This window comes from uncultured Sphingomonas sp. (assembly GCF_934560975.1).
GTDB lineage: Bacteria > Pseudomonadota > Alphaproteobacteria > Sphingomonadales > Sphingomonadaceae > Sphingomonas_I.
Genome location: NZ_CAKTFO010000005.1, coordinates 99,299 through 122,129 on the forward strand (window position 1 = coordinate 99,299; position 22,831 = coordinate 122,129).

General features: G+C 64.8%; 34 protein-coding genes and 1 tRNA gene. 28 read left to right on the forward strand and 7 right to left on the reverse strand.

All coding sequences use genetic code 11. The annotated features are described in order from the left end of the window. The first annotated feature begins 11 nt into the window (after positions 1–11). From Q0D93_RS05735 to Q0D93_RS05865, 27 genes are all read left to right on the forward strand, one after another. On the forward strand, positions 12–401 hold the full coding sequence (locus Q0D93_RS05735; RefSeq protein WP_294391994.1) for a hypothetical protein: 390 nt from the start codon (positions 12–14) through the stop codon (positions 399–401). Beyond that, positions 398–910 carry a hypothetical protein gene (locus Q0D93_RS05740; protein ID WP_294391995.1) on the forward strand — a complete coding sequence of 171 codons (513 nt, stop codon included), beginning with the start codon at positions 398–400 and terminating at the stop codon, positions 908–910. Before Q0D93_RS05735 ends, Q0D93_RS05740 begins: the two co-directional genes overlap by 4 nt. After that, on the forward strand, positions 907–1,380 hold the full coding sequence (ssb, locus tag Q0D93_RS05745) for a single-stranded DNA-binding protein (protein WP_294391996.1): 474 nt from the start codon (positions 907–909) through the stop codon (positions 1,378–1,380). The genes Q0D93_RS05740 and ssb overlap by 4 nt, the downstream gene beginning before the upstream one ends. A gap of 55 nt (positions 1,381–1,435) precedes the next feature. Further along, on the forward strand, positions 1,436–2,545 hold the full coding sequence (locus Q0D93_RS05750; RefSeq protein ID WP_294391997.1) for a bifunctional DNA primase/polymerase: 1,110 nt from the start codon (positions 1,436–1,438) through the stop codon (positions 2,543–2,545). Further along, a complete protein-coding gene (locus Q0D93_RS05755) occupies positions 2,545–2,901 on the forward strand; it encodes a head-tail adaptor protein (protein ID WP_294391998.1) in 357 nt (118 codons plus the stop codon). The genes Q0D93_RS05750 and Q0D93_RS05755 overlap by 1 nt, the downstream gene beginning before the upstream one ends. Beyond that, the gene (locus Q0D93_RS05760; protein ID WP_294391999.1) at positions 2,901–3,422 is read left to right on the forward strand and encodes an HK97 gp10 family phage protein; all 522 of its coding nucleotides are present in this window, start codon (positions 2,901–2,903) and stop codon (positions 3,420–3,422) included. Before Q0D93_RS05755 ends, Q0D93_RS05760 begins: the two co-directional genes overlap by 1 nt. Further along, positions 3,419–3,841 (forward strand): hypothetical protein, encoded by a 423-nt coding sequence (locus Q0D93_RS05765; protein ID WP_294392000.1) that lies wholly within the window; start codon positions 3,419–3,421, stop codon positions 3,839–3,841. The genes Q0D93_RS05760 and Q0D93_RS05765 overlap by 4 nt, the downstream gene beginning before the upstream one ends. Before the next feature lie 16 nt (positions 3,842–3,857). Continuing rightward, on the forward strand, positions 3,858–4,082 hold the full coding sequence (locus Q0D93_RS05770; RefSeq protein ID WP_294392001.1) for a hypothetical protein: 225 nt from the start codon (positions 3,858–3,860) through the stop codon (positions 4,080–4,082). A gap of 58 nt (positions 4,083–4,140) precedes the next feature. Further along, positions 4,141–4,596 (forward strand): hypothetical protein, encoded by a 456-nt coding sequence (locus Q0D93_RS05775; protein WP_294392002.1) that lies wholly within the window; start codon positions 4,141–4,143, stop codon positions 4,594–4,596. Between the two features lie 133 nt (positions 4,597–4,729). Further along, a complete protein-coding gene (locus Q0D93_RS05780) occupies positions 4,730–5,140 on the forward strand; it encodes a hypothetical protein (RefSeq protein WP_294392003.1) in 411 nt (136 codons plus the stop codon). Beyond that, positions 5,104–5,571, forward strand: a complete 468-nt coding sequence (locus Q0D93_RS05785) for a hypothetical protein (RefSeq protein WP_294392004.1) — start codon at positions 5,104–5,106, stop codon at positions 5,569–5,571. Before Q0D93_RS05780 ends, Q0D93_RS05785 begins: the two co-directional genes overlap by 37 nt. A 67-nt stretch (positions 5,572–5,638) precedes the next feature. Beyond that, entirely contained in the window at positions 5,639–6,148 is a 510-nt protein-coding gene (locus tag Q0D93_RS05790) for a hypothetical protein (protein ID WP_294392005.1), read from the forward strand. 139 nt (positions 6,149–6,287) lie between these two features. Further along, entirely contained in the window at positions 6,288–9,311 is a 3,024-nt protein-coding gene (locus Q0D93_RS05795; RefSeq protein ID WP_294392006.1) for a hypothetical protein, read from the forward strand. After that, complete coding sequence (locus tag Q0D93_RS05800; RefSeq protein ID WP_294392007.1) at positions 9,308–10,207, forward strand: hypothetical protein; 900 nt, start codon at positions 9,308–9,310, stop codon at positions 10,205–10,207. The genes Q0D93_RS05795 and Q0D93_RS05800 overlap by 4 nt, the downstream gene beginning before the upstream one ends. Before the next feature lie 12 nt (positions 10,208–10,219). Then, positions 10,220–11,053, forward strand: coding sequence for a hypothetical protein (locus tag Q0D93_RS05805; RefSeq protein ID WP_294392008.1), 834 nt, complete (start codon positions 10,220–10,222; stop codon positions 11,051–11,053). Next, positions 11,053–11,391 carry a hypothetical protein gene (locus Q0D93_RS05810; RefSeq protein WP_294392009.1) on the forward strand — a complete coding sequence of 113 codons (339 nt, stop codon included), beginning with the start codon at positions 11,053–11,055 and terminating at the stop codon, positions 11,389–11,391. Before Q0D93_RS05805 ends, Q0D93_RS05810 begins: the two co-directional genes overlap by 1 nt. Before the next feature lie 7 nt (positions 11,392–11,398). Beyond that, positions 11,399–11,845: a hypothetical protein gene (locus tag Q0D93_RS05815; RefSeq protein WP_294392010.1), complete on the forward strand. Its 447-nt coding sequence runs from the start codon at positions 11,399–11,401 to the stop codon at positions 11,843–11,845. A gap of 95 nt (positions 11,846–11,940) precedes the next feature. Beyond that, on the forward strand, positions 11,941–12,372 hold the full coding sequence (locus tag Q0D93_RS05820; protein WP_294392011.1) for a hypothetical protein: 432 nt from the start codon (positions 11,941–11,943) through the stop codon (positions 12,370–12,372). Between the two features lies 1 nt (position 12,373). Continuing rightward, the gene (locus Q0D93_RS05825) at positions 12,374–13,234 is read left to right on the forward strand and encodes a hypothetical protein (protein WP_294392012.1); all 861 of its coding nucleotides are present in this window, start codon (positions 12,374–12,376) and stop codon (positions 13,232–13,234) included. A 4-nt stretch (positions 13,235–13,238) separates the two neighbouring features. Then, positions 13,239–14,108: a hypothetical protein gene (locus Q0D93_RS05830; protein WP_294392013.1), complete on the forward strand. Its 870-nt coding sequence runs from the start codon at positions 13,239–13,241 to the stop codon at positions 14,106–14,108. Between the two features lie 40 nt (positions 14,109–14,148). Then, on the forward strand, positions 14,149–14,640 hold the full coding sequence (locus Q0D93_RS05835) for a hypothetical protein (RefSeq protein WP_294392014.1): 492 nt from the start codon (positions 14,149–14,151) through the stop codon (positions 14,638–14,640). Then, complete coding sequence (locus tag Q0D93_RS05840; RefSeq protein ID WP_294392015.1) at positions 14,615–14,935, forward strand: hypothetical protein; 321 nt, start codon at positions 14,615–14,617, stop codon at positions 14,933–14,935. Before Q0D93_RS05835 ends, Q0D93_RS05840 begins: the two co-directional genes overlap by 26 nt. A gap of 90 nt (positions 14,936–15,025) precedes the next feature. Next, complete coding sequence (locus Q0D93_RS05845; RefSeq protein WP_294392016.1) at positions 15,026–15,643, forward strand: putative peptidoglycan-binding domain-containing protein; 618 nt, start codon at positions 15,026–15,028, stop codon at positions 15,641–15,643. Next, positions 15,640–15,909: a hypothetical protein gene (locus Q0D93_RS05850; protein WP_294392017.1), complete on the forward strand. Its 270-nt coding sequence runs from the start codon at positions 15,640–15,642 to the stop codon at positions 15,907–15,909. Before Q0D93_RS05845 ends, Q0D93_RS05850 begins: the two co-directional genes overlap by 4 nt. Next, positions 15,906–16,316: a hypothetical protein gene (locus Q0D93_RS05855; protein WP_294392018.1), complete on the forward strand. Its 411-nt coding sequence runs from the start codon at positions 15,906–15,908 to the stop codon at positions 16,314–16,316. Before Q0D93_RS05850 ends, Q0D93_RS05855 begins: the two co-directional genes overlap by 4 nt. Positions 16,317–16,473: 157 nt before the next feature. Then, positions 16,474–17,931, forward strand: coding sequence for a hypothetical protein (locus Q0D93_RS05860; RefSeq protein ID WP_294392019.1), 1,458 nt, complete (start codon positions 16,474–16,476; stop codon positions 17,929–17,931). A gap of 147 nt (positions 17,932–18,078) precedes the next feature. After that, entirely contained in the window at positions 18,079–19,176 is a 1,098-nt protein-coding gene (locus tag Q0D93_RS05865; RefSeq protein WP_294392020.1) for an acyltransferase, read from the forward strand. Positions 19,177–19,293: 117 nt separating this feature from the next. On the opposite strand, the gene Q0D93_RS05870 is transcribed toward Q0D93_RS05865, so the two are convergent. The 7 genes from Q0D93_RS05870 to Q0D93_RS05900 form a co-directional block, all read right to left on the reverse strand. Continuing rightward, positions 19,294–19,572: a hypothetical protein gene (locus tag Q0D93_RS05870; protein WP_294392021.1), complete on the reverse strand. Its 279-nt coding sequence runs from the start codon at positions 19,570–19,572 to the stop codon at positions 19,294–19,296. Further along, the gene (locus Q0D93_RS05875) at positions 19,569–19,760 is read right to left on the reverse strand and encodes a hypothetical protein (RefSeq protein ID WP_294392022.1); all 192 of its coding nucleotides are present in this window, start codon (positions 19,758–19,760) and stop codon (positions 19,569–19,571) included. Before Q0D93_RS05875 ends, Q0D93_RS05870 begins: the two co-directional genes overlap by 4 nt. Further along, positions 19,757–19,948: a hypothetical protein gene (locus Q0D93_RS05880; RefSeq protein ID WP_294392023.1), complete on the reverse strand. Its 192-nt coding sequence runs from the start codon at positions 19,946–19,948 to the stop codon at positions 19,757–19,759. The genes Q0D93_RS05875 and Q0D93_RS05880 overlap by 4 nt, the downstream gene beginning before the upstream one ends. A 97-nt stretch (positions 19,949–20,045) precedes the next feature. Then, on the reverse strand, positions 20,046–20,693 hold the full coding sequence (locus Q0D93_RS05885; RefSeq protein WP_294392110.1) for an SOS response-associated peptidase family protein: 648 nt from the start codon (positions 20,691–20,693) through the stop codon (positions 20,046–20,048). Positions 20,694–20,856: 163 nt separating this feature from the next. After that, positions 20,857–21,498, reverse strand: a complete 642-nt coding sequence (locus Q0D93_RS05890; RefSeq protein ID WP_294392024.1) for a hypothetical protein — start codon at positions 21,496–21,498, stop codon at positions 20,857–20,859. A 48-nt stretch (positions 21,499–21,546) separates the two neighbouring features. Beyond that, positions 21,547–22,197 (reverse strand): Fic family protein, encoded by a 651-nt coding sequence (locus Q0D93_RS05895; RefSeq protein ID WP_294392025.1) that lies wholly within the window; start codon positions 22,195–22,197, stop codon positions 21,547–21,549. Positions 22,198–22,264: 67 nt separating this feature from the next. Beyond that, the gene (locus Q0D93_RS05900; RefSeq protein WP_294392026.1) at positions 22,265–22,438 is read right to left on the reverse strand and encodes a hypothetical protein; all 174 of its coding nucleotides are present in this window, start codon (positions 22,436–22,438) and stop codon (positions 22,265–22,267) included. A gap of 306 nt (positions 22,439–22,744) precedes the next feature. On the opposite strand from Q0D93_RS05900, the gene Q0D93_RS05905 reads away from it, so the two are divergent. Beyond that, a tRNA-Val gene (locus Q0D93_RS05905) sits at positions 22,745–22,820 on the forward strand. Positions 22,821–22,831 lie beyond the last annotated feature (11 nt).

Sequence of the window (22,831 nt, forward strand, 5' to 3'; positions counted from 1 at the left end):
GGAGATGACGCATGGCAGTGATTGAAGTGGAGGCGCATATCGCCTCCATCCTGACGGAACTTGCAGCGCTCGCAGAACGGATGGGGCTTGAGGTCGATCTCAGCGCGTTCGCTGAGGTTCCCGGCCATCACCTGACGATCGAAGCCGATTACGATGACGACGAGTTGCTCAACTCTGCGAGAACTGCGGCGTTGGCACAGGCGCTGTCGGACCGGGACGATCATGAGCCCGACCTGCCTGACCTCCATGAGGGCGACCTGATCGAGCTGGCCGAGGCCATTCGCATAGGCGATCGAGGTGCGGCCGAGGGTGCGTTGGACCGACTCTACCGCGACTATCCCGCCGCCCAGGCATGGATCGACCGCGGGCGTTACGGCCGCAAGGCAAGGCTCGCAGCATGAGCGTTTCTGCGACACAGCACCCCGCCGCCGATCAATTCCTGGGGGAGGTCGAGGCTTGGACCGGTGCCACCAAGCGCACCGCTGCTGAACTGGGGGCCATCGTTCTCAATCACGGCGGCTTCATCCCGCTGTTGCGCAAACGCGGCACCTTGAAGCCGGAAACGGCGGCGCGCGTCCGCGCGTTCATGGCGGCCTTTCCTGACGCGGCATCCTTGCCGAAGCAGTTAGCGGCCGAATTAAAGGAGGAGGCGCGCTCGGGGGGCGGTTGGACAGTCGAACGGCATCGATCGCTTGCGGCCAAGTACGGGTTTCCGGGCGGCGTTCCCAAGCCGACGTTGGAGACACCGCCCGAGGTCGCGGTGGGCGGGAAGCCTCGGGTGAGCGCCGCCGTGCAGCGAGCGTGCTTGGTCGACGGACGTGACCTAGTGACGTTCGTGACGGCTCTCATCGACATGGGGCTGGAATGCTGGCGCGATGATCGTCAGGCACACGGCGAGCCGATCGCATGAGCGGCTCGGTGAACAAGGTCATCTTGGTCGGCCACCTCGGCCGCGACCCGGAAACCCGCAGTTTCCAGAACGGCGGCAAGATCGCGACGCTGCGGATCGCCACGTCGGAGAGCTGGAAGGATCGCGCCAGCGGCGAGCGGCGGGAGCGTACCGAATGGCATTCGGTGTCGATCCAGAACGAAGGGCTGGTCGACGTGGCGCAACGCTACCTGCGCAAAGGCAGCAAGGTCTATGTCGAGGGGCAGCTCCAGACCCGCAAATGGCAGGATCAGTCCGGCGCCGATCGGTACACGACGGAGGTGGTGCTGCGCCCCTATAACGGGCAGCTGGTGCTGCTCGACCGGCAGGAAGGCGGCCAGAACCGCAGCGACAGCCGCGATGATAGCCAATGGCAAAGCGGATCGGGCGGCGCCGCCGGCGGCAAGTCGCCGCCCTTCGACAGCGACCTGGACGATGACGTGCCGTTCTGAGGCGCGGCCGATCGCCGCCTGATCCAGCTTCCTTCGGGGGAATAGAGTGTCGACCGTGACCCAGCTGCCGTCGCCCATGTGCACGGCGGCGCTCCAATACGCACGTCAGGGCTGGCCGGTCTTTCCCTGCCGCGAGGCGGATAGCGAGCCCTTCACCGATCAGAAGGGCCGAACGCGCGTGATGGGCGCCAAGTCGCCCTACACCGGCAAGGGCGGGCTGAAGCATGCCACCACCGACGAACGCCAGATCATGGACTGGTGGCGGAAGTGGCCGAACGCGCTGATCGGCCTGCCAATGGGCGGCGCGACCAGGCTGTTCGCGCTCGACTTCGATCCGCGCCACGACGCCGAGACGGGCGAAGAGTTCACGCTCGACAGCCTCAAGGCGGCGCTGGAAGCCCAGATGGGCTGCGCGCTGCCAATCAGTCTGGCGTCGCGCACCCAGTCGGGCGGCGTGCATGTCTTCTTCCGGCAGCCGGATGCCGGCGACCCCATCCGGAATCGCGGCAACCTTCCGGAGCATGTCGATGTGCGCGGTGAAGGTGGCTACGTCATCGCGCCGCCCAGCCGCATGGCCGACGCGGCCGGCGGCGGGCGCTATCGCTGGCTTGAAGGCCGGCAGGATACCAAGCCGGTCGACGCGCCCGCCAACCTGATCGAGATCCTGCGGGCGCCGAAGGCGCGCGCCGAACAAACCAGCGCCGACGGCGCGGAAGCGCCGGCGACCACATCGTCTTCCCGCCCGGCGGGTGGCGTCGATGCCGGTGCCACCGCCGTGCACCGCTATGCCCTGTCCGCGCTGGACGCGGAGTGCCAGACGCTGGCGGCGACGCCGCTGGGGAACCGCAACAATCAGTGCAATGCCAGCGGCTTCGCGGTGGGCCGCATCGGCGTCGAGCGCCTGCTCGATCCCGCCGCGTACCGCGCCAATCTGGATCGCCGCCCTGTGGAACTGCGCTCTGCCGGTGCGATGAGCCTGCCCTGGTCGCAGGAGATCACCGTGACCGCCACGGCCGGCTATGCTTCGGCCGCTGCGGTGCCATCCGACCTCAAGATGGCGATCCTGCATATGGTCGCGCACCTGTTCACGGACCGTGAGGGCGAAGGCGCCCCGCCGGCGGCCGTGACTGCCCTGTGCAGCTTGCACCGGATGCCGTGGCTGTAATGGCGGGCTTCAAGCTGGCGGTCGGCCGCCTCAATCGCACGGTGCGCTTCGAGCGCCGCGTGCCGCTGGTGGACCCGCTGTCCGCCGGCGAGGAGGCATGGGAAAAGGTCGCGACCGTCCGGGCCGAGGTGCAGGACAAGCGGCCCAGCCGTGATGAGCGCCTCGCCGAAGGCATGCGGATCGCGACCCGGCAGGCGCGCGTGATCACCCACTATCGCCGCGACATCGACGCCTCCATGCGCATGGTGCTGGACGATGGCAGCGTGATGCAGATCGTCGGCGGGCCGGCCGAACTGGGCCGGCGGCAGGCGCTGGAGCTGGTGGTGGAGGAATATAGCGGGGCCGGGAACGCCTGATGGCGACCAGGCGGACGGCAGACTTCAAGGCCTATACCGCCCTCGTTCGCGCGCAGCTGTCGGGCAAGCTGCTCCAGGGGGCGGGTCGCGCGATGGGCAAAGTCATTGCGGAAGATGCCAAGCGGCGGGTTTCGTCCAAGCGCGTCGCGGGATCGATCAAGGTCGCCTCCCGCGTCCGCGACGGCAGGATCATCGTCCGGATCGAGACGCGCGGGCCGGGTGCCTTCCTGGCACCGTGGCTGGAGCATGGCACCGAGCCGCACTTCATCACCGCCAGCGCGGACCTGCGCGGTGGGCGGACCGTCCGCCGGCTGAACGAGCAGCTACGCCAGGGCTCGCTGAAGATCGGCGGCAAGTTCGTGGGCGAGACGGTGTTCCACCCCGGCATCGTCAATCCAGAGCCGTTCCTACGGCCTGCCCTCGACACCGCGTTCGATGACGCGCTGCGGGCCGGACAGGCCTACATCACCACCCGCCTCGGCAAGGCCGGCGCGAGCCTGATCGAAAGCGACGACGAATGAGCGACGACGCGGACATCGCCGGCGGCGAGGATGTGATCGACGCGCTGCTGCGGGCGAGCGCCGCCATGCTGGCGCTGGTGCCGGCCAGCCAGATGGCGATCGGGCGGCTGCGCGACGGCACGCCGCTGGACACGATCCTGATCCGGACCATCAGCGGCGTCGACCAGCACATCTTGGATGACGGTGACGGCATCCGCCGGCGCGAGCGGATCGAGGTATCGATCAGGGCGGAGACGCACCGCCGACGCAAACGCCTTCGACGCCTGGTGCAGCAGGTCTGCAACGATGCCGCCGGCACGATCGCTGGCCTGCACAACGTCGTGGTGATGACGGCCGGATCAGGGCCGGACCTGATCGGACCCGGCGACACCTTCGACGGCGGCGAAGACTTCGCCGTCGAGTTCGAAAAACCCGCCTGAGCAAAGGAACAGGATCATGGCTGATCAGGAAGTGAAGAAGCAGGACGCATTCGTACCGAGTTATTTCCAAGAGGCGACCGAGCCGCGCCGGCACTTCAAGGCGGGCACCATCGTGCAGCTCACCGAGGGCGAGTTCCTCAACTACGAAGCCGCTGGCCTCGTCCGGACCCCGACCGACGAGGACAAGGCCGAAGCCCGCAAGGCGGCCGCCGCCGACAAGTCGGCCGCCAAGGCGGCCTGACCCCACCCTTACCGCAATCCGCCCTCCCACGACGGGCACCATTTAGGAGTGACAAAGAATGGCTCTCCAGCCTGGTACGCAGCCCGTTAAGGGCGCACAGCTTTTCGTCTCAGTCGCCGTACCCGCCACCTTCGACAAGACGGGATATGAGGCGCTGACCTGGACCAAGGTCGGCAGGGTGCAGGAAATCGGCACGATCGGTGCCAGCACCGAAGTTGTCAGTTTCACCGACCTCGACGGCAATACCGAGAAGCATCAGGGCGCGACCAATAACGGCGCGCTTACGCCCACGCTGGGCGTTGATGAGACGGATGCCGGGCAGGCGCTGCTTTACACCTCCTCCAAGAGCGGCGTCGAGCTATCGACCAAGGTGCTGCTGAAATCGGGTGCCGCCCGGTACAACGGGGGTCGGGCATTCGGCATGCCCGAGACGATCGGCCAGGTGAACAGCATCGTCACCGCCGCGCCCCGGATCGAATTGAACCGCGAAACCGTCCGCGTCGCCGCGACCTAACCCCAGCCCACCACCAGTTCCGGCCTCGGCCGGATCACCAGCACCGGCCCGCTCCGCTCTCGTGGGGTGAGGAACGGGTCGGTGCACCCTCCTCCCACGAAGGATGATCACCACCATGTCCACGTTCGACATCATGAAGATCGCGGCGAACGAAACCGCCTTCTGTCACGCCAAGGATGTGAAGGGCAATCTGCTCTACACCGACGACAACCAGCCGGTCGGCGCCGTCCTCTATGGCCCGGCGTCCGATGCTTATGCAGCGCTCCAGACCAAGATCGAGCAGCGCGCCGAGCAGGAGCGTGCCGACAATAACGGCAAGCTTCCCACCCTCACCCCGGAACAGCAGCGCCAGCGTACCGCCGAGGACCTGGCTGATCTGACTGTCGGCCTCCTCTACCTTGATCATCCGAATGCGGGCGGCAAGCACGGCCGCGACGCTGTCATGGCGCTCTATGCGGATGCTCGCTTCGGCTATCTCACCAAGCAGTTCGACAGGTTCGCGTTCGCTTGGGGAAACTTCGCGCCCGCTTCGAGCGGGATCTGATCCTCTACGTCCGGCAGATGGCGTGGCTCCATGCGGTGCCCCGCCCTGATCCGGACCGGCAGCAAGGCCAGCCCGCGCAGCTGCCCAAGCCGGTCAGCCGGCTTGAGCAGATGAAGCGGGCCGGCAAGACGCCGCAGTATCCGCCCAACCCATCGCCGCACCTCGTCCGCCGCCTGATCGACATCGGGCTGGTGGAAAGCACCGGCATGGATCGTCAGCCGCTCAGCTGGCGCGAAATCAATGAGTATGGGCAGACGGTCTCGCCGCCGCTCTCCTCATGGGAAAAGCGGCTGATCCGCCGCCTCTCTTCCGATTATCTCGCCGAAAGCCGGGCCGCCGAGGATGAATATCGTGGTCCACCCTGGGCAGGACCGCAAACCGACGACGACGCCGATGCCGAGGATGCCGCCCTGCGCGCGCTGCTCGGCTGATCTACATAGAGGCTACCGACTCCCGTTCCTTCAGGCTCGCGCTAAGATGGGCAAAGGGGGAGAGTCGATGTTCACCAAGGTAAATAAGGGCAACTGGGACGCGTTGGTCGACGGGCGGGCGTTCCAGCATCCGGGGCTGGTCGTTCTGCTGGCCGGGATCAGTACCGACCGGACAGGGTTGAGTAGGCCCAGAGTGTATGAAGGCGAGCTTGCTGAAATGATCGGGCCGGCACCGCCGGCCGATTACTGTCTGCCTTGCGTGGCATCGGTGATCCTGCACGACGATGATCCGTATGACATGGGCGCATCGGTGGCTGTCGCTGTGGTCCGAAAAAATGGCTCGGGCGTCGTGGCGGGATATTTTAGCAGAGCGCAAGCTCGCCGATATCGGACTGAACTGGCGCGATTGAACGTACCCGCAGATGCTTCGGTTGCTTGCTATGGCCAAATCACAGGTGGCTGGGAGGTCGGCACCAAGAAGAAGTGGATCATGCCGTATAGTGTGTCGATCGAAATAAGCTGGCCGCTTGCGTTCCGTTCCTGGACGACTGCCGACTTTACGGAGCGGTCGATTTAACCTCCGCAGCCAAGCCCGCCATGCCCGCCGCTTTGGCCTCGACCTGAAAGGCTGAACTTAGATCAACCGAGCGACAGCTCTTCCAGTGCCGTCCGCGCATCAGCGCGGGCGGCCGAACCCATATGCAAGGAGGCGGTGAATGCAGTTCGAAGGTTCCGCCACGATGGGCGTGGGATTCACGATCGATATTGATCAGGCGCTCGTCAACTTGGACATCGTCGGCCAGCGCGTCGAGCAGGTCACCGCCACCAGCGTCAACCGTTTCGAGCGCATGGAGGATGCCAGCCGCAGGGCCGTCGACACCAAGCCAGCCGTCGAAAGCCTGGCCAACCTCACCGGCGCTGTCACCAAGCATGCCGATTATCGCGCCGAGCAGGAGCGGCTGAACGTCGAGCAGGAACGTGCCGCCCGGTCGAACCGGACCGACGCGCAGAAGCGCCGTGACGACGCGCTGTTCGCGACCCGCACCGCGACCATGCAGGTCGGCCTGTATGGCGACATGGCCGAGGCGGCGCAGGGCTTCTTCAAGCGGGGCAGCGATGGCTGGAAGGTCATGGGGACAGCGACCAAGGCCTATCGCGCGATCGAGCTGGCGCTCGCGGTCGAGGGTGCCGCCCGGCAGATCGGCCTGATCGGCGCCACCACCGTGGCCAAGGTCGCGTCCGACACCACCATGGCGGCGTCCGACACGGCGCGGTCGGCGGTCGAGCAGGGCAACAGCGTCGCCGCGACCGCGACCAAGGCGGTGGAAGCGGTGGTGAACGCCATCCGCAGCCTGCCCTTCCCCGCCAACATCGCCGCCGGCGCCGCAACGGCGGCCGCCATCGCCGCCTTGGGGGTCGCCGCCGTGGGCGGGTTCGGTGGGGGCGGCAACACCCTGCCCAAGGCGAATGAGGGCAAGGGCACGGTGCTGGGCGACAGCGATGCCCAGAGCGCCAGCATCAAGAATGCGATCGAGGCGCTGCGCGATGTCGACACCGTCACCATGCAGCATAGCGCCCGCATGGCGGCCAGCCTCAAGGCGATCGAGACCAACATCGGCGGGCTGTCGAGCCTGATCGTGCGCACCGGCGACGTGAACGCGTCCGCCGGCACCGCCACCGGGTTCAAGGCGGATGCGATCGGGTCGGTGCTGGGGTCGGTGCCGGTGATCGGCGGCGTGCTGAAGTCGCTGTTCGGCACGTCGACCAAGATCGTCGGAAGCGGCCTGTATGGCGGTGCCCAGTCGCTCGGCGACGTGCTCTCGGACGGCTACGACGCCAGCTATTACAGCGACGTTCAGCGCAAGAAGAAGCTGTTCGGCCTGACCACGTCGACCAAGTATGCGACGCAATATAGCGGTGCCAGCGATGAGCTGGAGAGCCAGTTCACCCTGATCCTGCGCAACTTCTCCGACGCGATCGGCGCCGCCGCCGAGCCGCTGGGTCAGGCGACCGACACGGTGGCGCAGCGGCTCAACCGCTTCGTCGTCAGCATCGGCAAGGTCGACCTGCAGGGTCTGTCCGGTGAGGAGATCCAGGAGCGCCTGACGGCCGTGTTCGGCGCCGCCGCCGACGACATGGCGCGGGCAGCCCTGCCCGGCCTGGAAGCCTATCAGAAGGTTGGCGAGGGGTATTTCGAGACCGCGACGCGGGTCGCGTCCACCGTGGAGACGGTCAGCGCCTCGCTCGACATGCTGGGAAAGGGCGCGCAGGGCATCGGCGTCGGCGCCAGCATGGGGCTCGCCAGTCTGTTCGACAGCGTCGGCGATCTGCAATCCGCCACCTCGGCCTATTTTGAGACCTATTACACGGAAGCCGAGCAGGCCGAGGCGCGCACCCGCCAGATGGCCGGCGCGTTCACCAGCCTGGGCGTGTCCATGCCCGACAGCATTTCCGGGTTCCGGGCGCTGGTCGAGGCGCAGGATCTGACCACGGCCGCCGGCCGCGAGACCTATGCCACCCTGCTGAAGCTGGCGCCGGCCTTCGCCGAGGCCAATGCCGCCTTCCAGGATGCGACTAGCGCCGCGTCGATCCTGCGCGAGCGGCAGGACCTCACCCGCCAGATCATGGAGCTGGAGGGCGACCAGGCTGGCCTGCGCGCACTGGAGCGCGAGCGGGTCGCCAATGACAATCGGTCGCTGTTCGATCGCGTCAACCTGCTGAAGGACGAGCAGGCCGCGACTCAGGCGGCGAACGCCATCGCCGATCGCCGCGAGCAGCTGGAGCGGCAGCTGTTGCAGCTGAACGGCGACACCGCCGAGATCCGACGGCGCGAGCTGGCCGATTTGCCGGAGCAGGTGCGCGCGACCCAGCTGCTGATCTATGCCCGGCAGGACGAACAGGCGGCCGCCACGGCGGCGGCGCAGGCGTCCGAGCGGCTCGCGACCGAGCGCCGGAATATCGAGGATCAGATCCTCCAGGCGCAGGGTAACACCGCCGAGATCCGCCGCCGCCAGCTGGAGGCGACCGCCCCGGAGAACCGGGCCGAGCTGCAACGGCTGTGGGCGATCCAGGACGCGCAGGCCGCCGCCACCAAGGCGGCCGAGGCCGAGCGCGAACGCCAGCAGGAGGCCGAGCAGGCGACCCGCGTCGCCGAGCAGCTGCGCGACGCATGGCGCGGGGTCGGCGACACGCTGCTGGAGGAGGTGAAGCGCATCCGTGGCCTGTTCGACACGACCGGTGCGATGGGCTATGCCACCCTGCTGGGCCAGTTCAACACGGCGACCACGGCGGCGCGCGGTGGCGATCAGGATGCGGCCAAGAGCCTGACCGACATTTCGCGCCAGCTGCTCGACGCGGCCGCCGACACGGCCACCAGCCAGCAGGAACTGGACCGCATCCGCAAGGTGACCGCGAACAGCCTGGAGGACACGTACAAGCTGATCATGGCGGCGAGCGGCAATGCCGCCAAAGCCGCCACCTCGTTCGGGCCGATGGTGCCGCTGCCGTCGAACGACAATGCGGCCGCCTGGCAGACGGCGGTGCTGGCGACCCCGTCCACCCCCAATAACGACATGGCGGTCGAGCTGCGGGCATTGCGCACGCAGCTCGCGGACATGCAGGCCAACATGGTGAACCTGATGGAACAGCTGCTGTCCGTCACCGGACGCGGCACCGACGTGCTGGAAATGGTGCAGAAGCAGGGTGAAGGTGAAGGCCTGGCCGTGAAGGTGGCGGCATGAGGGTGATCGAACCCGTCACCGTCACCGCCGATGTGCTGACCAGCATCAATGTGCCGGAGGACGAGTATCCGCTGTGGGATGCAACGAAACCCTATGTGAAGGGCAGTCGGGTCATCCGGGGGCATCGCTGCTGGGAAGGCGCGGCCGACACCATCCCGGCCGGCACCGACCCGCTGACTGAGACGGGTGCGTCGAAGTGGGCCGACATGGGCGCCACCAGGCAATGGGCCATGTTCGACCAGGCCAAGGGCACCCTTACTACCCGCGATGGCCCGATTGTGGTCACTCTCACGCCGGGACGAATCGACAGCCTGGTCCTGCTTGAACTGACCGCCTCCAAGGTAACCGTGGCCGCCACGGTCAACAATCAGGAGGTTTGGCGGCGGGTGCAGTTGACCCAGGTCGGAGGTCGCGAGATCGACAACATCTACGACTGGCTGTTCGCACCAATCGGCAAGCGCGAGCGCCTGCTGTTCGACGATCTGCCCTCCTATCGCAACGCCATCTACACGGTGACGATCGAGGGGGCGAGCAGCACCATGCCGGTTGCCTGCGGCACTCTGCTGATCGGCGCCATGCTCGACATCGGCAAAACCGGAAGCGGCGTCGACATCGGGATCGTGGATTTCTCGAAGAAGCAGCGCAACGACTACGGCGTCATCACGGTGCAGGAACGCGGGTATAGCGACAGCCTGACCTACTCGGTGGCTGTGCAGATGGCGCGGATCGACGCCGTAAAAAAGAGGCTGGCGGACCTGAGGGCGACACCAACCGTCTGGATTGGTAGCGCCAATCTCGATGCCATGCTGACCTACGGCTACTTCAACAACTTCAAGCTTCGCGTCGCCCGGTTGACGGGCATCGCCGTGTGCGATCTGGGCGTCGAAAGCCTCTAACCGGGGATCTTCATGGTCAAGCAACTCACTCCGATGCCGGAGGCGCCGAAACGCGCCCTCGGTCGGGAAGATTATATCGATGTGGCCGACACTTGGGCCGAAGCGTTGGTCATCAACACGCTGGAGCGTAACGAGCAGCAACTGGAGGCAAACGCCCTCGCCGTGCGCGCGGAAACGGCCGCGGCTGCGGCCTTCTCATCCCCCGGCGCCTCCGCCACCAGCACCACGTCGCTGTCGATCGGCACCGGCAGCAAGACGCTGACGATCCAGACCGGCAAGGCCTACAGCGTCGGTCAGGGCGTCGTGATCGCCAACACCGCCGACCCCGACACGCAGATGCGCGGCAGGATCACGGCCTATAATTCGGGCACCGGCGCGCTGACGGTCAACGTCATCTCGCGGACCGGATCAGGCACCTATTCGGCCTGGACCATCTCGCTCGGCGCGACGCCGGACATTGCCAGCACGTCAGAAGTCCGCGCCGGCACGTCTGAGGCCCTGCTGACCGTGAAGGCGGTGTATGACGCCCTCGCCCCGGTCAATATCGCGGACGGCGGCACGATCGCTTTCAACCTGGCGGCGGGCGAGAACTTCGCTTGGACCATCGGCGGCGCGCGCACCCTGCCCAACCCCTCCAACATGGTCCAGCGCAAGAAGTTTGAGATCACGGTCACGACCGGGGTGTCCGGCGCATCGCTGGCGTTCGGCAGCTTCTACTCGTTCGAGAACGACGTGCTGCCGGCGATTGCCCAGGCGGTCGGCCAGCGTGTCGTGCTGTTCGGCGAGGTCATGGGGTCGTCAGAGATCTTCATCTACGGATCGCGCACCTTCAAGGCGGCAGCCTGATGCTGCCCGGTCGCGGGTTCCCTCCGCCCCGGCTGACGGATGTTGCAACCCGGAAGAACCTGACCCTGCCCGGCGGTAGCGCGCAGGGCTTCGGCGTGGGTCAGGTCCGGTCTGGGTCGCGGTGCCTGATCCGCTGGCGCACGCCGAACCCTGGCAACGTCGCGACGGTGACGAGCACCGGACAAACTGTTGGTCAGGCAAGCACGGCGTCGGTCGAGATGTATTTCACCGCGATCGTGCCGCCGGGCTACTCGCAGCCGACCTCAGAGATCGCGCTCTACAATCAGGGCGGGACAACCTTCGCCATCACCGACATCGAGCTGTACCAGCTGAACTGAGGCACCCATGGCATATGCAATGATGACGGACGGTCTCTGGCAGGAGATCGGGCCGCAGGGCTTCCGGCTGTCCACCGCCGATGGCACCGACTATATCCAATGCCCGCCCGAGTGGGTGGAGACGATGAGCGCGGACGATCGCACCGCCGCCGACATCTGCGAGATTGCCGAGCCCGGCCCAGCTCCGACCGACGCGCGGGTGATCGGCATGGAGCTGGTCGATGTCGGCGGACGCCCGGAGCGGATCTGGAAGGTCGAGCCCTACACGCTGGACGAGGTCAAGGCCCAGCAGCGCGCGGCGGCGCTGGCCGAGCGCGATCGGCGGATCGGCGACGGGGCCGACTTCATGGACGCCTACATGGCCTGGCAGGCGATCAGCGTGGCGATCAAGGCCGCCAAGACGGTCGAGGCCGTGCGCGCGATCGACGTGACCACCGGCTACCCGGCCGAATAGCCTCTGCCCTAACGGGCGCAACCCACAGCCGCAGCCGACCAACCGAGCGCCATTGGCGTGCGGCTGCCGCATCATGCCTTCGGAGGACACCACGTATGCGGATCGGGATCGGGCTGGGGGTGACGTCGCCAAGTGCGTTGCGGCGGCTGGTGCCACCGGTGGTGGTGCCCGGAGACGTGTTCGTCGCGCTCGCCAACACCTCGCCTGCGGACGATATCACGCCCACCATCGCCGCTACGATTTCAGGCGCTTGGCAGACCGGCGATGTTCTGGAGTGGCAGATCGACACCAACCCGTCGTTCACCAGCACTGCGGTGCAGAATGCGGGAGCGGTGATCGGCGGCCCAAGCTTCACGGATCAGACCGAGCCGCTTTACCCCGGCACTTATTACCTCCGCGCCCGCGTGGTTCGCGGCACCACCACGTTCGCGTGGTCCCCGACGATCACCATCACCATCGCCGCGTCGAATGACAGGATCGACAGCAGCACCCTTCGCATCGACACCCCTTTGGTAAGGATCGGATAACATGCCCTATACTGCTTTCGATTTCGGCTCGTCCGCGCCCAACGATGGCGAGATGGTGGAAAGCGCGTTCCGCAAGCAGGATGCGATGAACGCGGAACTCTATTCGCTGGCTGGCTCGGCGGATCGCATGAGCTGGTCGGCTTTCCCTGCCGGAAGTTCTACCGCGCTGGTTTTTACCGGTGCGAACGGCGTGACCAATAACGCAACGTATGTTTCTCGGGACCTAGCCACTGAACTGAAGAAGCGCAGCGCCTACTACTTCGGCAGCAGTTCGGACACGGCCACCACCGCGTCATCGTCTTTGCGCGGATCTACCTTTGCGGGCTATCGCGGCTCGGAAGCGGGCCGGGGTGGATTTACGGTCCGTTATCAGTTTGGCTTTGACCGCTACAATGCAGGCCACCGGTTCTTTGCGGGCTTGGCCGGTGCCGCACAATCCCCGCCCCCTGTGGCGATTGACGCCGGGAGCGACCCGTCCTCTGCGTCCAACATCTTCGGCTTTGGCAAGGACGCCGGAGATAGTGATATGTCAATCATCACGACTGCCAGCAACGGCACCGTGTTGAAGACGCCACTGACGGGGATCACAACCGCCGCGCTGACTATCTACGACGTTATCCTGTCGTGCCCGATGGGGGTGGATCAGGCGCTTCATTACGAGGTGCGGACCGTGACGGGTGTGACCGCCACCGGCCAAGACACCTACGGCGCAACGGTCTGGTCAGGCGATATTCCCGCCACCGCCGCCATGCCCGCAACGAACTTGAACCTTTGGCTACAGCTAGCGATGGGTGTCGCAAACTCGGGTGCCACGGCTCGGTTTGGCATTGTGGCATTGACTGGCCGCAATCTTTCGAGGTGATTCGATGCTGAAACTCGGCACCAACCGCTCCGTCCTCGCCCCGAAATACCCCGCTCCGGCTGAAACGGCTACTCCGGTTATCGTCAGCGGCAACTCTGGCGTCGATCGCATCTTCTTCGGCGATGGCCTCCAGAAGATGTTCCAAGCCGTGCGCGGCGTCCTTCCGGGCCGGATCGGGGTATCCTCTATCCCAGGTTCGCCGTGGAAATATCGGTGGGACGATCCCGACGCGCCAGATGCACCTACCGCGTATCCGGACGCCAAGCTGAACATTGGTGAGTTCGACGTTCTCCATCTCACCAATTACAGCGGCGCTTTCAATCCAGGGGCCAACATCAACGAGGATGTTTCATACGGACGGAAATGGATAAACCACGCTTGGGCCAATGGTCGTGGAGGGCTCGGGGCGGAAACTCTCCTTTGGTCGACGTGGGCAACAAGCAGTGGCGATGTTGTGGCCGCCAGCCAGTCGCGGATCGCGGCGTATGAACTGATCCAAGACCAGTCGATCGCGGCGTGCCCTCCAGGGCAGAAAATCCCTCGGGTCATCCCTGGCTCGCTCGTCTGGCTCCGGTTCTACCGGGACACGGTGGCTGGCACCGCACCGTCCGCCACCTTCTACCAAGACCTTTTCCTACCGAACGACAACTTCCACCAGAGCAACAACGGCGAGTATGTTAACATGCTGATGTTCTTGGCGGGAGTGTTCGGGATCGACCCGAAGCTTTGCCCCCGCCAAGGATTTGGCAAGGACGTGAACAACGTGGCACGCGTCCCTCCGACAGAGGCGGAGGTCACGTACATCCGTCACGTGGTGAAGGATGTTCTTGCCGCCTATCCGCGATCGGGCATCGACACATCGGGGTGGAGCTGAGCACCATGCCCGAACATCCCGCCATCCAGAGGGAGCGACCATGCTGATCGCCTCGCTCAAACAGCACTTCCCGGCGCGCCTGCCAGAGTGGTTCATGGCCTCCGTGATGGCGACATGGGGGATCTACGTGATCCTCCACCCTGGCATCTTCACCGCGCCTGAGACGCGGGCGATGTTCAGCGGCATGGCCGCCTTGGTAGAGGGATCAGGGTTCCCGCCGGCGGGGCTATGGGGAAGCCTGGCGCTAACCGTGGGGCTGCTCCGGGCCGCCGCCCTGTTCATCAACGGGGCCTATGCCCGAACGCCGGTGGTGCGGCTCATTTCGAGCATGATCAGCGCGATCATCTGGACAGGCGTGGCGATCGGACTGGCCAAGTCCGACGCCGCGAACACCGGGGTCGCCGTCTACCCGTGGCTCCTCCTGCTTGACCTGGCTTCGGCGTACCGGGCGAGCGTCGATATGGCTGTTGCAGAACATAACCGCATCACTTCCGGAGGGACACGCCGTGCCGCAAACGCTGGGAGGAATTGACGTCCAGGCGGTGACTGGCGCGATCGTAATGATAGGCGGGTTCGTCACCGCCATGTGGGCCGGCATCAAGACTGGCCTGAAGCAAGTGAAGGGCGAAGCTGCCAGCACCGAGGGTGCCAAGATCGTCGGCGCGACGATCATGGAGAACGCCACCATGACGATGCTGTCGGACCGGCTGCGCGATTGCGCCGAAGCCGTCCGCGAGAACACCCAGCTGAAGCGCGAGACCACCGGCGTCGATCGCGAACTGGCCCATCAGATCGAACGGCTGCGCGACAGCCTGGATCGTCGCTGACCTAACCAACCCACCTACATCGGAGGACACCATGACCCACCGTGCCACGGCGCGGGCGGCGCGATTGCGCGCGCTCGCTGGAGACGCTCGATGATGACGCCGCAAGCATTCGCCGCGGACTTCATCCGCACCTGGGAGGACGGTGGCTCGACCGACCCGGTCAAGACGCATTCGCTACTGCGGGAGGACAACGGCAACTGGACCGGCGGCAAGGTCGGCAGCGGCGCGCTGGTCGGATCGCAGCATGGCGTTACGCCGGCGGCGCTGGCGGCGCATCGCGGTGTCACGGTCCAGAAGATCACGCTCGACGTGATGCGCGCGCTGACGCTGGATGAGGCGGGGCAGATTGCCTTGGGGCCGTACTACCGCACCCCTCGACTGGATCGGCTCGGCTGGAATCAGGTGACCGCCAGCCTGTTCGACATGGCATGGGGCGCCGGCCCGGTGCAGGCCGTCCGGCTGTTCCAGCGCATGATCGAGGTCGCTGACGATGGCAAGATCGGGCCGGCGACTGTCGGCGCCTACCAAGCCTACCTGGCGGCGCGCGGGCTGGATGCGGTCGCATGGGAGTGGTCGTTCGTCCGCGCTCGTTTCTATGCCGAGATCACCAAGAAGAAGCCGACCAACCTAGCCTTCATCCTCGGCTGGCTGAACCGGACGGCTCACTTCACGCCGGATAGCGCCTGGTGGGGGAGGTTCGCGGCATGACGCCCCGCCTCACCGACCACGGGACCGAGATCGCGCTGCTGGCCCTGATCGCGATCGGCGTGATGATCGTCACCGGCATCGGCCTCGCCAATGCCACGGCCGACAGGGCGTTTGATCCCTCGGCCTATCTGGTGGTGCTAACCCTGATCGTCGGCGCGATCAAGGAACGCTGGACCCAGCGCAGCGCCGACCAAGCGAACCGGATGCTGGGCGCGTCAGTCCCGGCGCCCGAGCCACCGGTCAAGACCACGGTGGAAGGCGAATGATCCCCGGCCTCGCACTCACCGCCGCCGCCGGCATCGCGCGGGACTGGTGGAAGGCGGGCGTCGGCGCGCTGCTGGCCGCCCCGCTGTTTTTCCTGCTCGGCCAATGCAGTGGGCGCAGCACCGGCGAAGCCATGGAGAGCGGCCGGCAGGCGCAGGCCAGCGTCGCGGCCATGCAGATCGACGCCGGCGCAAAGGACACGGCCACCATCGAGCGCACCGCCGACCACGCCACCATCCAGACCCAACAGAAGGAACAAGCCGATGCGATCCGCACCGCGCCTGCTGGCGCACCTGACGCTGCTCGCGTCGCTCTCAACTGTCAGCGCCTGCGCCAAGCGGGCCGTGATCCAGCCTCTCTACCCGCCACGTGTCGATCTGGCGGTGGAGGCGCAGCCCCGTCCCACTGACGCGATCGTCACCGACGCCCAGGCGGCGGCTGCCTACGACGCCAGTATCGAGGCGTGGGGCAAGCGCGGATGGGCCACTGTCGGCCGGATCTGCCGGTGGAGCCGCGCCAACGGCAACGCAATCGAATGCCCACCCGCCCTAAAGGGAGAATGACCCATGAAGCTGTTGCGCCTGTTCGCCTGCATCCTCGGCCTGTTTGCCGCCCCGGTGCTGGCCGCCCCGCCGCCCGACACCCCGCTCCACGGCATCCATGTCCAGCGGCTGCTGGATTACACCGCCGCCGAGCCGTTCCTTGACCAGGCGCAGCTGCACCGCGACTGGACCAACGCCGACAAGACGCCGGCCAAGGTCGGGGCGGACGGCTGGCCGCTCGGCGACAGCGCCGGCCAGCTGACCAGCATGGTGCCGGTGCTGCCGGGCACGCGCAGCTATACGATCATCAAGCGCGGCGACATCAAGGCGCTGAGCATCCGCAACGTGCCCGTCAAGTTCGATGGCGATCGCGGCACCGTCACCCTGACCGGCCCTGTGGACTTCACCGCGCAGGCGAAGCTCACCCCGGCCGGAACCGGCCCGGTCAGCTTTTCCATGGTGGAAACGGCGCTGCTGCCCCGGTACGAGGCAGGCGAGACGTTCCGCCCGGACTATGTCTACTGGCTGAAGCCGTTCGGCATGATCCGGTTCAAGAGCTGGGGCGACAGCGACAATGCCTTTCCCGGCCTGGCCGCTCGGCACGCCAAGGAGGCCGCCCAGCTCGCCAACCTGCTCGGCGCGGATATGTGGTGGAACTTCCACCGCGACATGACGGATGCCCAGATCACGGACGAAATCCGGACGATCAACTCGACGCTCAGCTACAAGCGCAAACTGGTGCTGGAATGGTCGAACGAAAGCTGGGGCGGCATCTCCAACAACTACAATTACGTGAAGGCACGGGGCAACCCGGACGAGGTTTACGGCCTGCGCTCTGGCCAGGCAGCCCGTGTGGTGGCCAAGGTGACCGGGCGCGCACGCTGGGCGCTCAACGGCCAGTTCGTTAATCCGGCGCGCTTCGCCAAGGTCATGAAGGGCTGGGACCAGTCCGGCGCGTCGCGCGGCCTGATCCGCGCCTGGACGATCGCGCCTTACATCGGGATCGGCAGCAAGGAAGAGATGCAGTCGACGTGGAAGGGCTTCTCCGACCGCAACGACGTGGCCGGCGCGCTCGCCTTCCTGGAACAGCGCCGCAAGGATCGCGCGCCCTACTTCGCACAGAACAAGAAGCTGGCGGATAGCATCGGCGCCGAGCTGTGGGCCTATGAGTACAACACCAGCCTCTACACGCAGGCACCGTTCATCAAGGACGCGGACCGGGCGGCGGTGACCGAGTTCAGCGGCCGCGTGCTCTACAGCAAGGAAGCGGCCGAGATCGTGCGCCGCATGATCCACGACGGCACCGCCGCCGGCGTGAGCCACTGGAGCTTCTACGACCTGGCCGGAACCGGCAGCCAGTACGGCTTTTGGGGTGCGATCCCGAACACGGCGGTGAACGAGCCGTTTCCGGTCATGGACATGCTGGTGCGCGAGATCGGCCTGAACCGGGTGGCCAAGGAACGCGGCGCATTCCCTCACTGATCCGACTCAAAGCAAATCTCCCCGCCGGCGACGCGGCAAGCCAAAACCACTTTGAAGAAGCCGGTCTCAGCCCTACACCGCCCTGGGGCAGATGGCAGTGTTGCGACTGCCTATCGTGTAAGGCGCGGTGCATGAACAGGGGGCATAGTGACCAATAGCGTAGCTGCGAGCATCGGTGCCGATGTGGCATCATTCGATCAAAAACGCGTTGCCAACCCTGAAGCGCAAAAACTGGAGTCGTATCCTCACCTGGACTGGCTGCGCTTCATCCTCGCTTCTTTGGTGGCTCTGGGCCACCAGGGCCTGCCCGATATTGGCCCCGTAGACGGTGCTCTTGCTGTTGATGTTTTTCTCGCGCTCAGCGGTTGGCTAATCGGCGGCATTCTTCTTCGATCAAAGCCGTCCGACATGCCCCGGTTCTTTTTCAACCGCGCTACAAGAATTTGGATACCCTACGCCTTCGCCGTTGCCGCAGTGTACCTGCTCGCCGCAGTGAGAGATGGCGTCAGTCGCGATTGGTTTGAGTTTCTATTTTACGACGTGACGTTCACTCATTACAATTTCGTGCATTTTGCCGGCAATATGCTGCGCTTACCGCTGGGAGGAACGGGAAACCATTTTTGGAGCCTGTCTGTAGAAGAGCAATTCTACTTGTTTGCGCCATTGATCATGCTCACCTTTGCCAAGGGGCGTGCGTGGTGGACTTGGGGTACTGTATTTGTAGTCATGGCAGCGCTTGACCTGCGTTTTGCCCCTATCGCCCTCGGCGTGACTGCGGCGGTGCTGCACCGCCAGTACGGTGCTTGGCATGCTCAAGGTTGGGGCAGAGCTGCCGTGATTGCGTGCTGCTGCCTGTTTTTTGCAGCCATGTTCTGGTCGAACGGAACCTTCGTAAGAGCGCTGTTTTCGACCGCGCTAGTCCTATGCTTGGCTACAAAAGGCCGAAGGCGGCGGTCCTGGCTTCTGCTTGGGGCAGTATCTTACCCGCTTTATCTCAACCATTGGATAGGCAGTTTCATCGCGAACAAGGTTGCGGAGAAAGCGCACATGCCGACCGTGCCACACATCGTGCTTGCGTACACAACAGCTGTGCTGGTCGGCTTCGTCGCCTGGGCTCTGGTTGATCGGCAGGTGTTGGCGCATCGGGCAGAGTGGTACACCCCGATCGTGGGTGAACGATTGGCCATAACCGCCTATGCGCTGTTCGCACTCGGCGTTACAGGCGGGCTTGCAGCAACTCTGTAACGGGCATGGAGGCTCCGCGCATCGACACCGCGTGATCCGACCGCTGGCTTCTAGGGGCGGCCGTATGGAGCGGGAACGTGGAGCGTTGCCGGCACGCTGATCTAGGCCAGCGCCGGCTCAGCCCTTCTCCGGCGGCCGGCACCCCTCCTCGAACGGCCATGGCTCGGTCTGGCCGAACTTGCCGGGAACCATACCCCATCTCGCTGTCCCGTTGCGCGCTTCGACAAGATCAGGCGCCAGGATGACCGCGCCATTGAGACAGCGCATCACTCGTTGCGTGGCCGCGTCGATCGCCCGATCGCCAATCGTGCCCAGCTCTCGCCGCTCATGGCGACGCATGACCGTGAGCGCGATCTTGATCGCGGTCGCAAGCTCGTCGTGGTCAACGATCCTCATTGCGCCCGCTCCATCGAATCGACCGCAGCCGTCGCCAGCTCGCGATAGACCTGCTGCCACTTGCCGGCCTTCTCCCACCGCCAGTCATCCAGCGTGCCGTGGCGGCGCGTCTCCCACATGTCCTCTGCGGTGCGCTCGATCAGCCCGTGTCGGTCGTTGGTCGTGCAGAGGCGACAGCGGTGCGTCACAGCAGTGCCGGCTGTTCAGGCGCCACCAGCTCGCCTCGCGCCTGCTGCGCCGCGTCGACTGCCTGGCGATAGTGGATGGTGCCAAACCGCTCCGCCTCTTCGAAGCTGAACGGGCACCAATCCTCGGACGGGTAGCAGGCGTCAAAGATCACCCGCGCGGCGGCGCGTAGCCGCACGTCATGCTGCATGGTCTTGCTCCAACGATGTCGAGTCGGCCCTTTGACCGCTGGCAAGACTTAGAACATCAGGAGAACAGATTCGGCAAGCTCACGATTTTGCAACCGGTTATAAGAGTGTCGGTTCGGGTGCTCGGCGCGTGGGAAACTCTGGCCCGCGCACCGTCATACGATCGGCCGGATACGGGCGCTGGAGCGCGACCACATCGTCGTAGCTGCCCTCCAGCCAGCGTTGGTGATCCTCTGACCGCAAGATCGTGATCATCGCCTTGGGGTGGATCGGCTTGACCAACTCGTTGGGGTCACATGTGACCATCGTGAAGCCCCTGGTCTCCCCGATCGCCTGCCAGAAGCCGGCGACCATGAAGATGTCTTGATCGGTCACCTCGAACCACATTTCACCCTTGATCGGCTTCTTGCCGTCGCCGAGGTCGACCGGCTTCGGCGTCCATTCGCAGAACTCGGTCAGCGGGATCAGGCAGCGGTTCTCCGGCCGCTCCGCCAGGCGCCGCCATTGCGGCAGGCCGAGCTGGCGCACGTTCGTCATCGGCCAGGCCACCTGCCCGTCCAGCACGTCCCACGTCATCACGTCCAGGCCGAGCCCGCGATCGTTCTGGCGCAGCACATAGGCGCGGCTGCGCGGCGCCAGCTCCTGCCAGTTGAAGCGGTTGTCGGTCGGCCGGGGCGCCGCCCAGCCGGCGCCGAAACGCTCCCTCAGGGTTTCAGGCTCTGTCCGGTTGCGGGCTCGGTTGCACATGCGATCGGTTTTACGCACTGCCGCTAACTATTTGAAAGTGCGTGGCTGGTTTTCGCGTCTTTTTACAGCGGGAGCGGCTGAAATCTGCCAAATGCACCAGCTTGGAAGGCTAGTGATGCACAACGCTAACGGCCCATTGCCAGCATCTTAGCACACCCCCCTATCAGGCTTGGGACGCGGCAAGGGCCTCTGCCTCCGCGACGATCTTCTCCAGGTAAGCAATGGCTGCCTTCGCCACATTCCCAGGCCTTTCGCCATCGATGAATACCCCGAGATGCTCACGAGGTGGATCAAAGCTGTCACCAAATCTATCGTCGCGGACCGTAGAAAGCCTTATGCCCGGCGGGTCCCAATGCAGCACCATCTTGTCAGCGCTGGCATCCATAATGAAATCGAACGTTCCATCATCATGATTAATGACCCGCCCACCGCTTTTGGCCTTGAACCTAGGGCCTGACGCTCGGGAACTGCCTTCAAGGCCATGCTCTTCGGAATTACGAGCGTGATGTATATAGCTCAGCAACGGGTCTGTCTTACGTTTGTTCTTTTCGCGACCAAACCAACTGGCACTCTTGTTTGAGGCTTTAGCGCCCTGCTCCAATCGGGAGTACACTCCACCGGCTGCAAGCAGGAACTGCCACCAGGCTGTATGCAAATCAGGATAGTCGTCATCCTTGAGCTGCGTAGGCGCTCCGCTACTGCCCTCGGATATGTTCCATCCTTCTTGCGCCTCGATCAAAATAGAAGCGGCTTGTCGCGCTCGTTCCAGCCGGGTTCGAGCTTCCGCCGCTGCTTTCGGCACCATGTCTGCTTCCCAATCGGAAAACCCTACAGCGAACCCATCTGCCGTACGCTAGGCCATCGGTATCGTGGAAAGCTGCTCCACCAGCAGCCGCTCGACGAACGCCGCAAGCGGCTCGATATCTTCAACGCCATTATCGTCAAGCGTCTTGTCGGCGTGCATCAGTAGCCGCTCGAACTCAGGCTTATTCCGCATGATCAGATCGATCATGGTGGGACTGCCACCTGGGATGAAGCCCAACTTCAAGCAGATGCAGGTGTACGCAACAGCGCGCGCGGTTCGGCCGTTTCCGTTCTTGAAAGGGTGGATCCAGTTAATTCGCCAGAGACAAAATGCCGCGATCTGCACCGCTGACATACCTCCCCACTTCACAGCCAAATCCATGGCAAACTGCCGCATGTACTCGGCTACTTCCGTATGGACGGGCGGCACATACACGACGACCCCGTTGGCTGCGATGTGCACCTCCTCTTCACGATACTCGCCGGGCTTCGCCAGCAAGAAGAGGGTCCCCGTCCGATGCAGTTCCTGCATCGCTCGCTCTGTGGGGCATTGCAGGCATCCACGTTCCGGGTCTACGCCACCGTGGAAGGAGAGATAGTGGACCAAGGCCTCGATGACGTTGACCTGGTTCGAGTAGTTCAGGACCTCGATCGCGTGCGCGGCATCGCCGTTGATCATCTCCCAGTTATGGTCGAGCATCCATCCCCCGATAGCAAAAAGCCCGGCCGTTGAGCCGGGCTTTCAAGTATTACACGTGGCCTAAGCTTTAGCCAGCATGCCCTTCAAACTCTTCAATGAGCGTCTCGACCTTCTCCTTGGTCAACGTCGAGTTTGCTCCGCGCAGCCCCATGACAAGGCTAACACGCTGGGCGCGTCGCTCATCTGGTGTCATCCGGTGTGCGCGAGCCCGCGCCACCAACATATCAAGCTGTGCTTGCATTGCTCCAATCCCTACCCCTGAGGACATCAGCGGACGAGCTATATAACGGCGTCCTTAAACGAAGGTTGCCGCCGCCACCCGGCCATGCTGACATCGCGCTCGTAACACATCCAAACCATCGATCAACATTTTCTGCTTGACGCCGCGACGAACCGCACGGTTACCGCGCCATAGTACGACCTTGTACGTTCGGGACTATTCCGGGACTCTAGGGCGCGCTCATTCCCTTTCGGCTCCGCTTTGTTCCCGCACAAGGCGGGTTGCGCTGCCTGAAAAATCGCGTATTTCCGGGCCTCTCCTGCGGGAGGGCGGTTAGCTCAGTTGGTAGAGCATCTCGTTTACACCGAGAGGGTCGGCGGTTCGAGCCCGTCACCGCCCACCAGCAGGCCCGAG

Bases quoted from the DNA above. Each gene is read 5' to 3' on its own strand.
- Q0D93_RS05795 (WP_294392006.1), top strand. From the start codon at position 6,288: ATGCAGTTCGAAGGTTCCGCCACGATGGGCGTGGGATTCACGATCGAT.
- Q0D93_RS05830 (WP_294392013.1), top strand. From the start codon at position 13,239: ATGCTGAAACTCGGCACCAACCGCTCCGTCCTCGCCCCGAAATACCCC.
- Q0D93_RS05805 (WP_294392008.1), top strand. From the start codon at position 10,220: ATGGTCAAGCAACTCACTCCGATGCCGGAGGCGCCGAAACGCGCCCTC.
- ssb (WP_294391996.1), top strand. From the start codon at position 907: ATGAGCGGCTCGGTGAACAAGGTCATCTTGGTCGGCCACCTCGGCCGC.
- Q0D93_RS05885 (WP_294392110.1), bottom strand. From the start codon at position 20,693: ATGTGCAACCGAGCCCGCAACCGGACAGAGCCTGAAACCCTGAGGGAG.
- Q0D93_RS05810 (WP_294392009.1), top strand. From the start codon at position 11,053: ATGCTGCCCGGTCGCGGGTTCCCTCCGCCCCGGCTGACGGATGTTGCA.
- Q0D93_RS05755 (WP_294391998.1), top strand. From the start codon at position 2,545: ATGGCGGGCTTCAAGCTGGCGGTCGGCCGCCTCAATCGCACGGTGCGC.
- Q0D93_RS05740 (WP_294391995.1), top strand. From the start codon at position 398: ATGAGCGTTTCTGCGACACAGCACCCCGCCGCCGATCAATTCCTGGGG.
- Q0D93_RS05735 (WP_294391994.1), top strand. From the start codon at position 12: ATGGCAGTGATTGAAGTGGAGGCGCATATCGCCTCCATCCTGACGGAA.
- Q0D93_RS05820 (WP_294392011.1), top strand. From the start codon at position 11,941: ATGCGGATCGGGATCGGGCTGGGGGTGACGTCGCCAAGTGCGTTGCGG.
- Q0D93_RS05850 (WP_294392017.1), top strand. From the start codon at position 15,640: ATGACGCCCCGCCTCACCGACCACGGGACCGAGATCGCGCTGCTGGCC.
- Q0D93_RS05855 (WP_294392018.1), top strand. From the start codon at position 15,906: ATGATCCCCGGCCTCGCACTCACCGCCGCCGCCGGCATCGCGCGGGAC.
- Q0D93_RS05890 (WP_294392024.1), bottom strand. From the start codon at position 21,498: ATGGTGCCGAAAGCAGCGGCGGAAGCTCGAACCCGGCTGGAACGAGCG.
- Q0D93_RS05770 (WP_294392001.1), top strand. From the start codon at position 3,858: ATGGCTGATCAGGAAGTGAAGAAGCAGGACGCATTCGTACCGAGTTAT.
- Q0D93_RS05845 (WP_294392016.1), top strand. From the start codon at position 15,026: ATGATGACGCCGCAAGCATTCGCCGCGGACTTCATCCGCACCTGGGAG.
- Q0D93_RS05800 (WP_294392007.1), top strand. From the start codon at position 9,308: ATGAGGGTGATCGAACCCGTCACCGTCACCGCCGATGTGCTGACCAGC.
- Q0D93_RS05860 (WP_294392019.1), top strand. From the start codon at position 16,474: ATGAAGCTGTTGCGCCTGTTCGCCTGCATCCTCGGCCTGTTTGCCGCC.
- Q0D93_RS05825 (WP_294392012.1), top strand. From the start codon at position 12,374: ATGCCCTATACTGCTTTCGATTTCGGCTCGTCCGCGCCCAACGATGGC.
- Q0D93_RS05790 (WP_294392005.1), top strand. From the start codon at position 5,639: ATGTTCACCAAGGTAAATAAGGGCAACTGGGACGCGTTGGTCGACGGG.
- Q0D93_RS05870 (WP_294392021.1), bottom strand. From the start codon at position 19,572: ATGAGGATCGTTGACCACGACGAGCTTGCGACCGCGATCAAGATCGCG.
- Q0D93_RS05880 (WP_294392023.1), bottom strand. From the start codon at position 19,948: ATGCAGCATGACGTGCGGCTACGCGCCGCCGCGCGGGTGATCTTTGAC.
- Q0D93_RS05900 (WP_294392026.1), bottom strand. From the start codon at position 22,438: ATGCAAGCACAGCTTGATATGTTGGTGGCGCGGGCTCGCGCACACCGG.
- Q0D93_RS05775 (WP_294392002.1), top strand. From the start codon at position 4,141: ATGGCTCTCCAGCCTGGTACGCAGCCCGTTAAGGGCGCACAGCTTTTC.
- Q0D93_RS05835 (WP_294392014.1), top strand. From the start codon at position 14,149: ATGCTGATCGCCTCGCTCAAACAGCACTTCCCGGCGCGCCTGCCAGAG.
- Q0D93_RS05815 (WP_294392010.1), top strand. From the start codon at position 11,399: ATGGCATATGCAATGATGACGGACGGTCTCTGGCAGGAGATCGGGCCG.
- Q0D93_RS05760 (WP_294391999.1), top strand. From the start codon at position 2,901: ATGGCGACCAGGCGGACGGCAGACTTCAAGGCCTATACCGCCCTCGTT.
- Q0D93_RS05765 (WP_294392000.1), top strand. From the start codon at position 3,419: ATGAGCGACGACGCGGACATCGCCGGCGGCGAGGATGTGATCGACGCG.
- Q0D93_RS05780 (WP_294392003.1), top strand. From the start codon at position 4,730: ATGAAGATCGCGGCGAACGAAACCGCCTTCTGTCACGCCAAGGATGTG.
- Q0D93_RS05895 (WP_294392025.1), bottom strand. From the start codon at position 22,197: ATGCTCGACCATAACTGGGAGATGATCAACGGCGATGCCGCGCACGCG.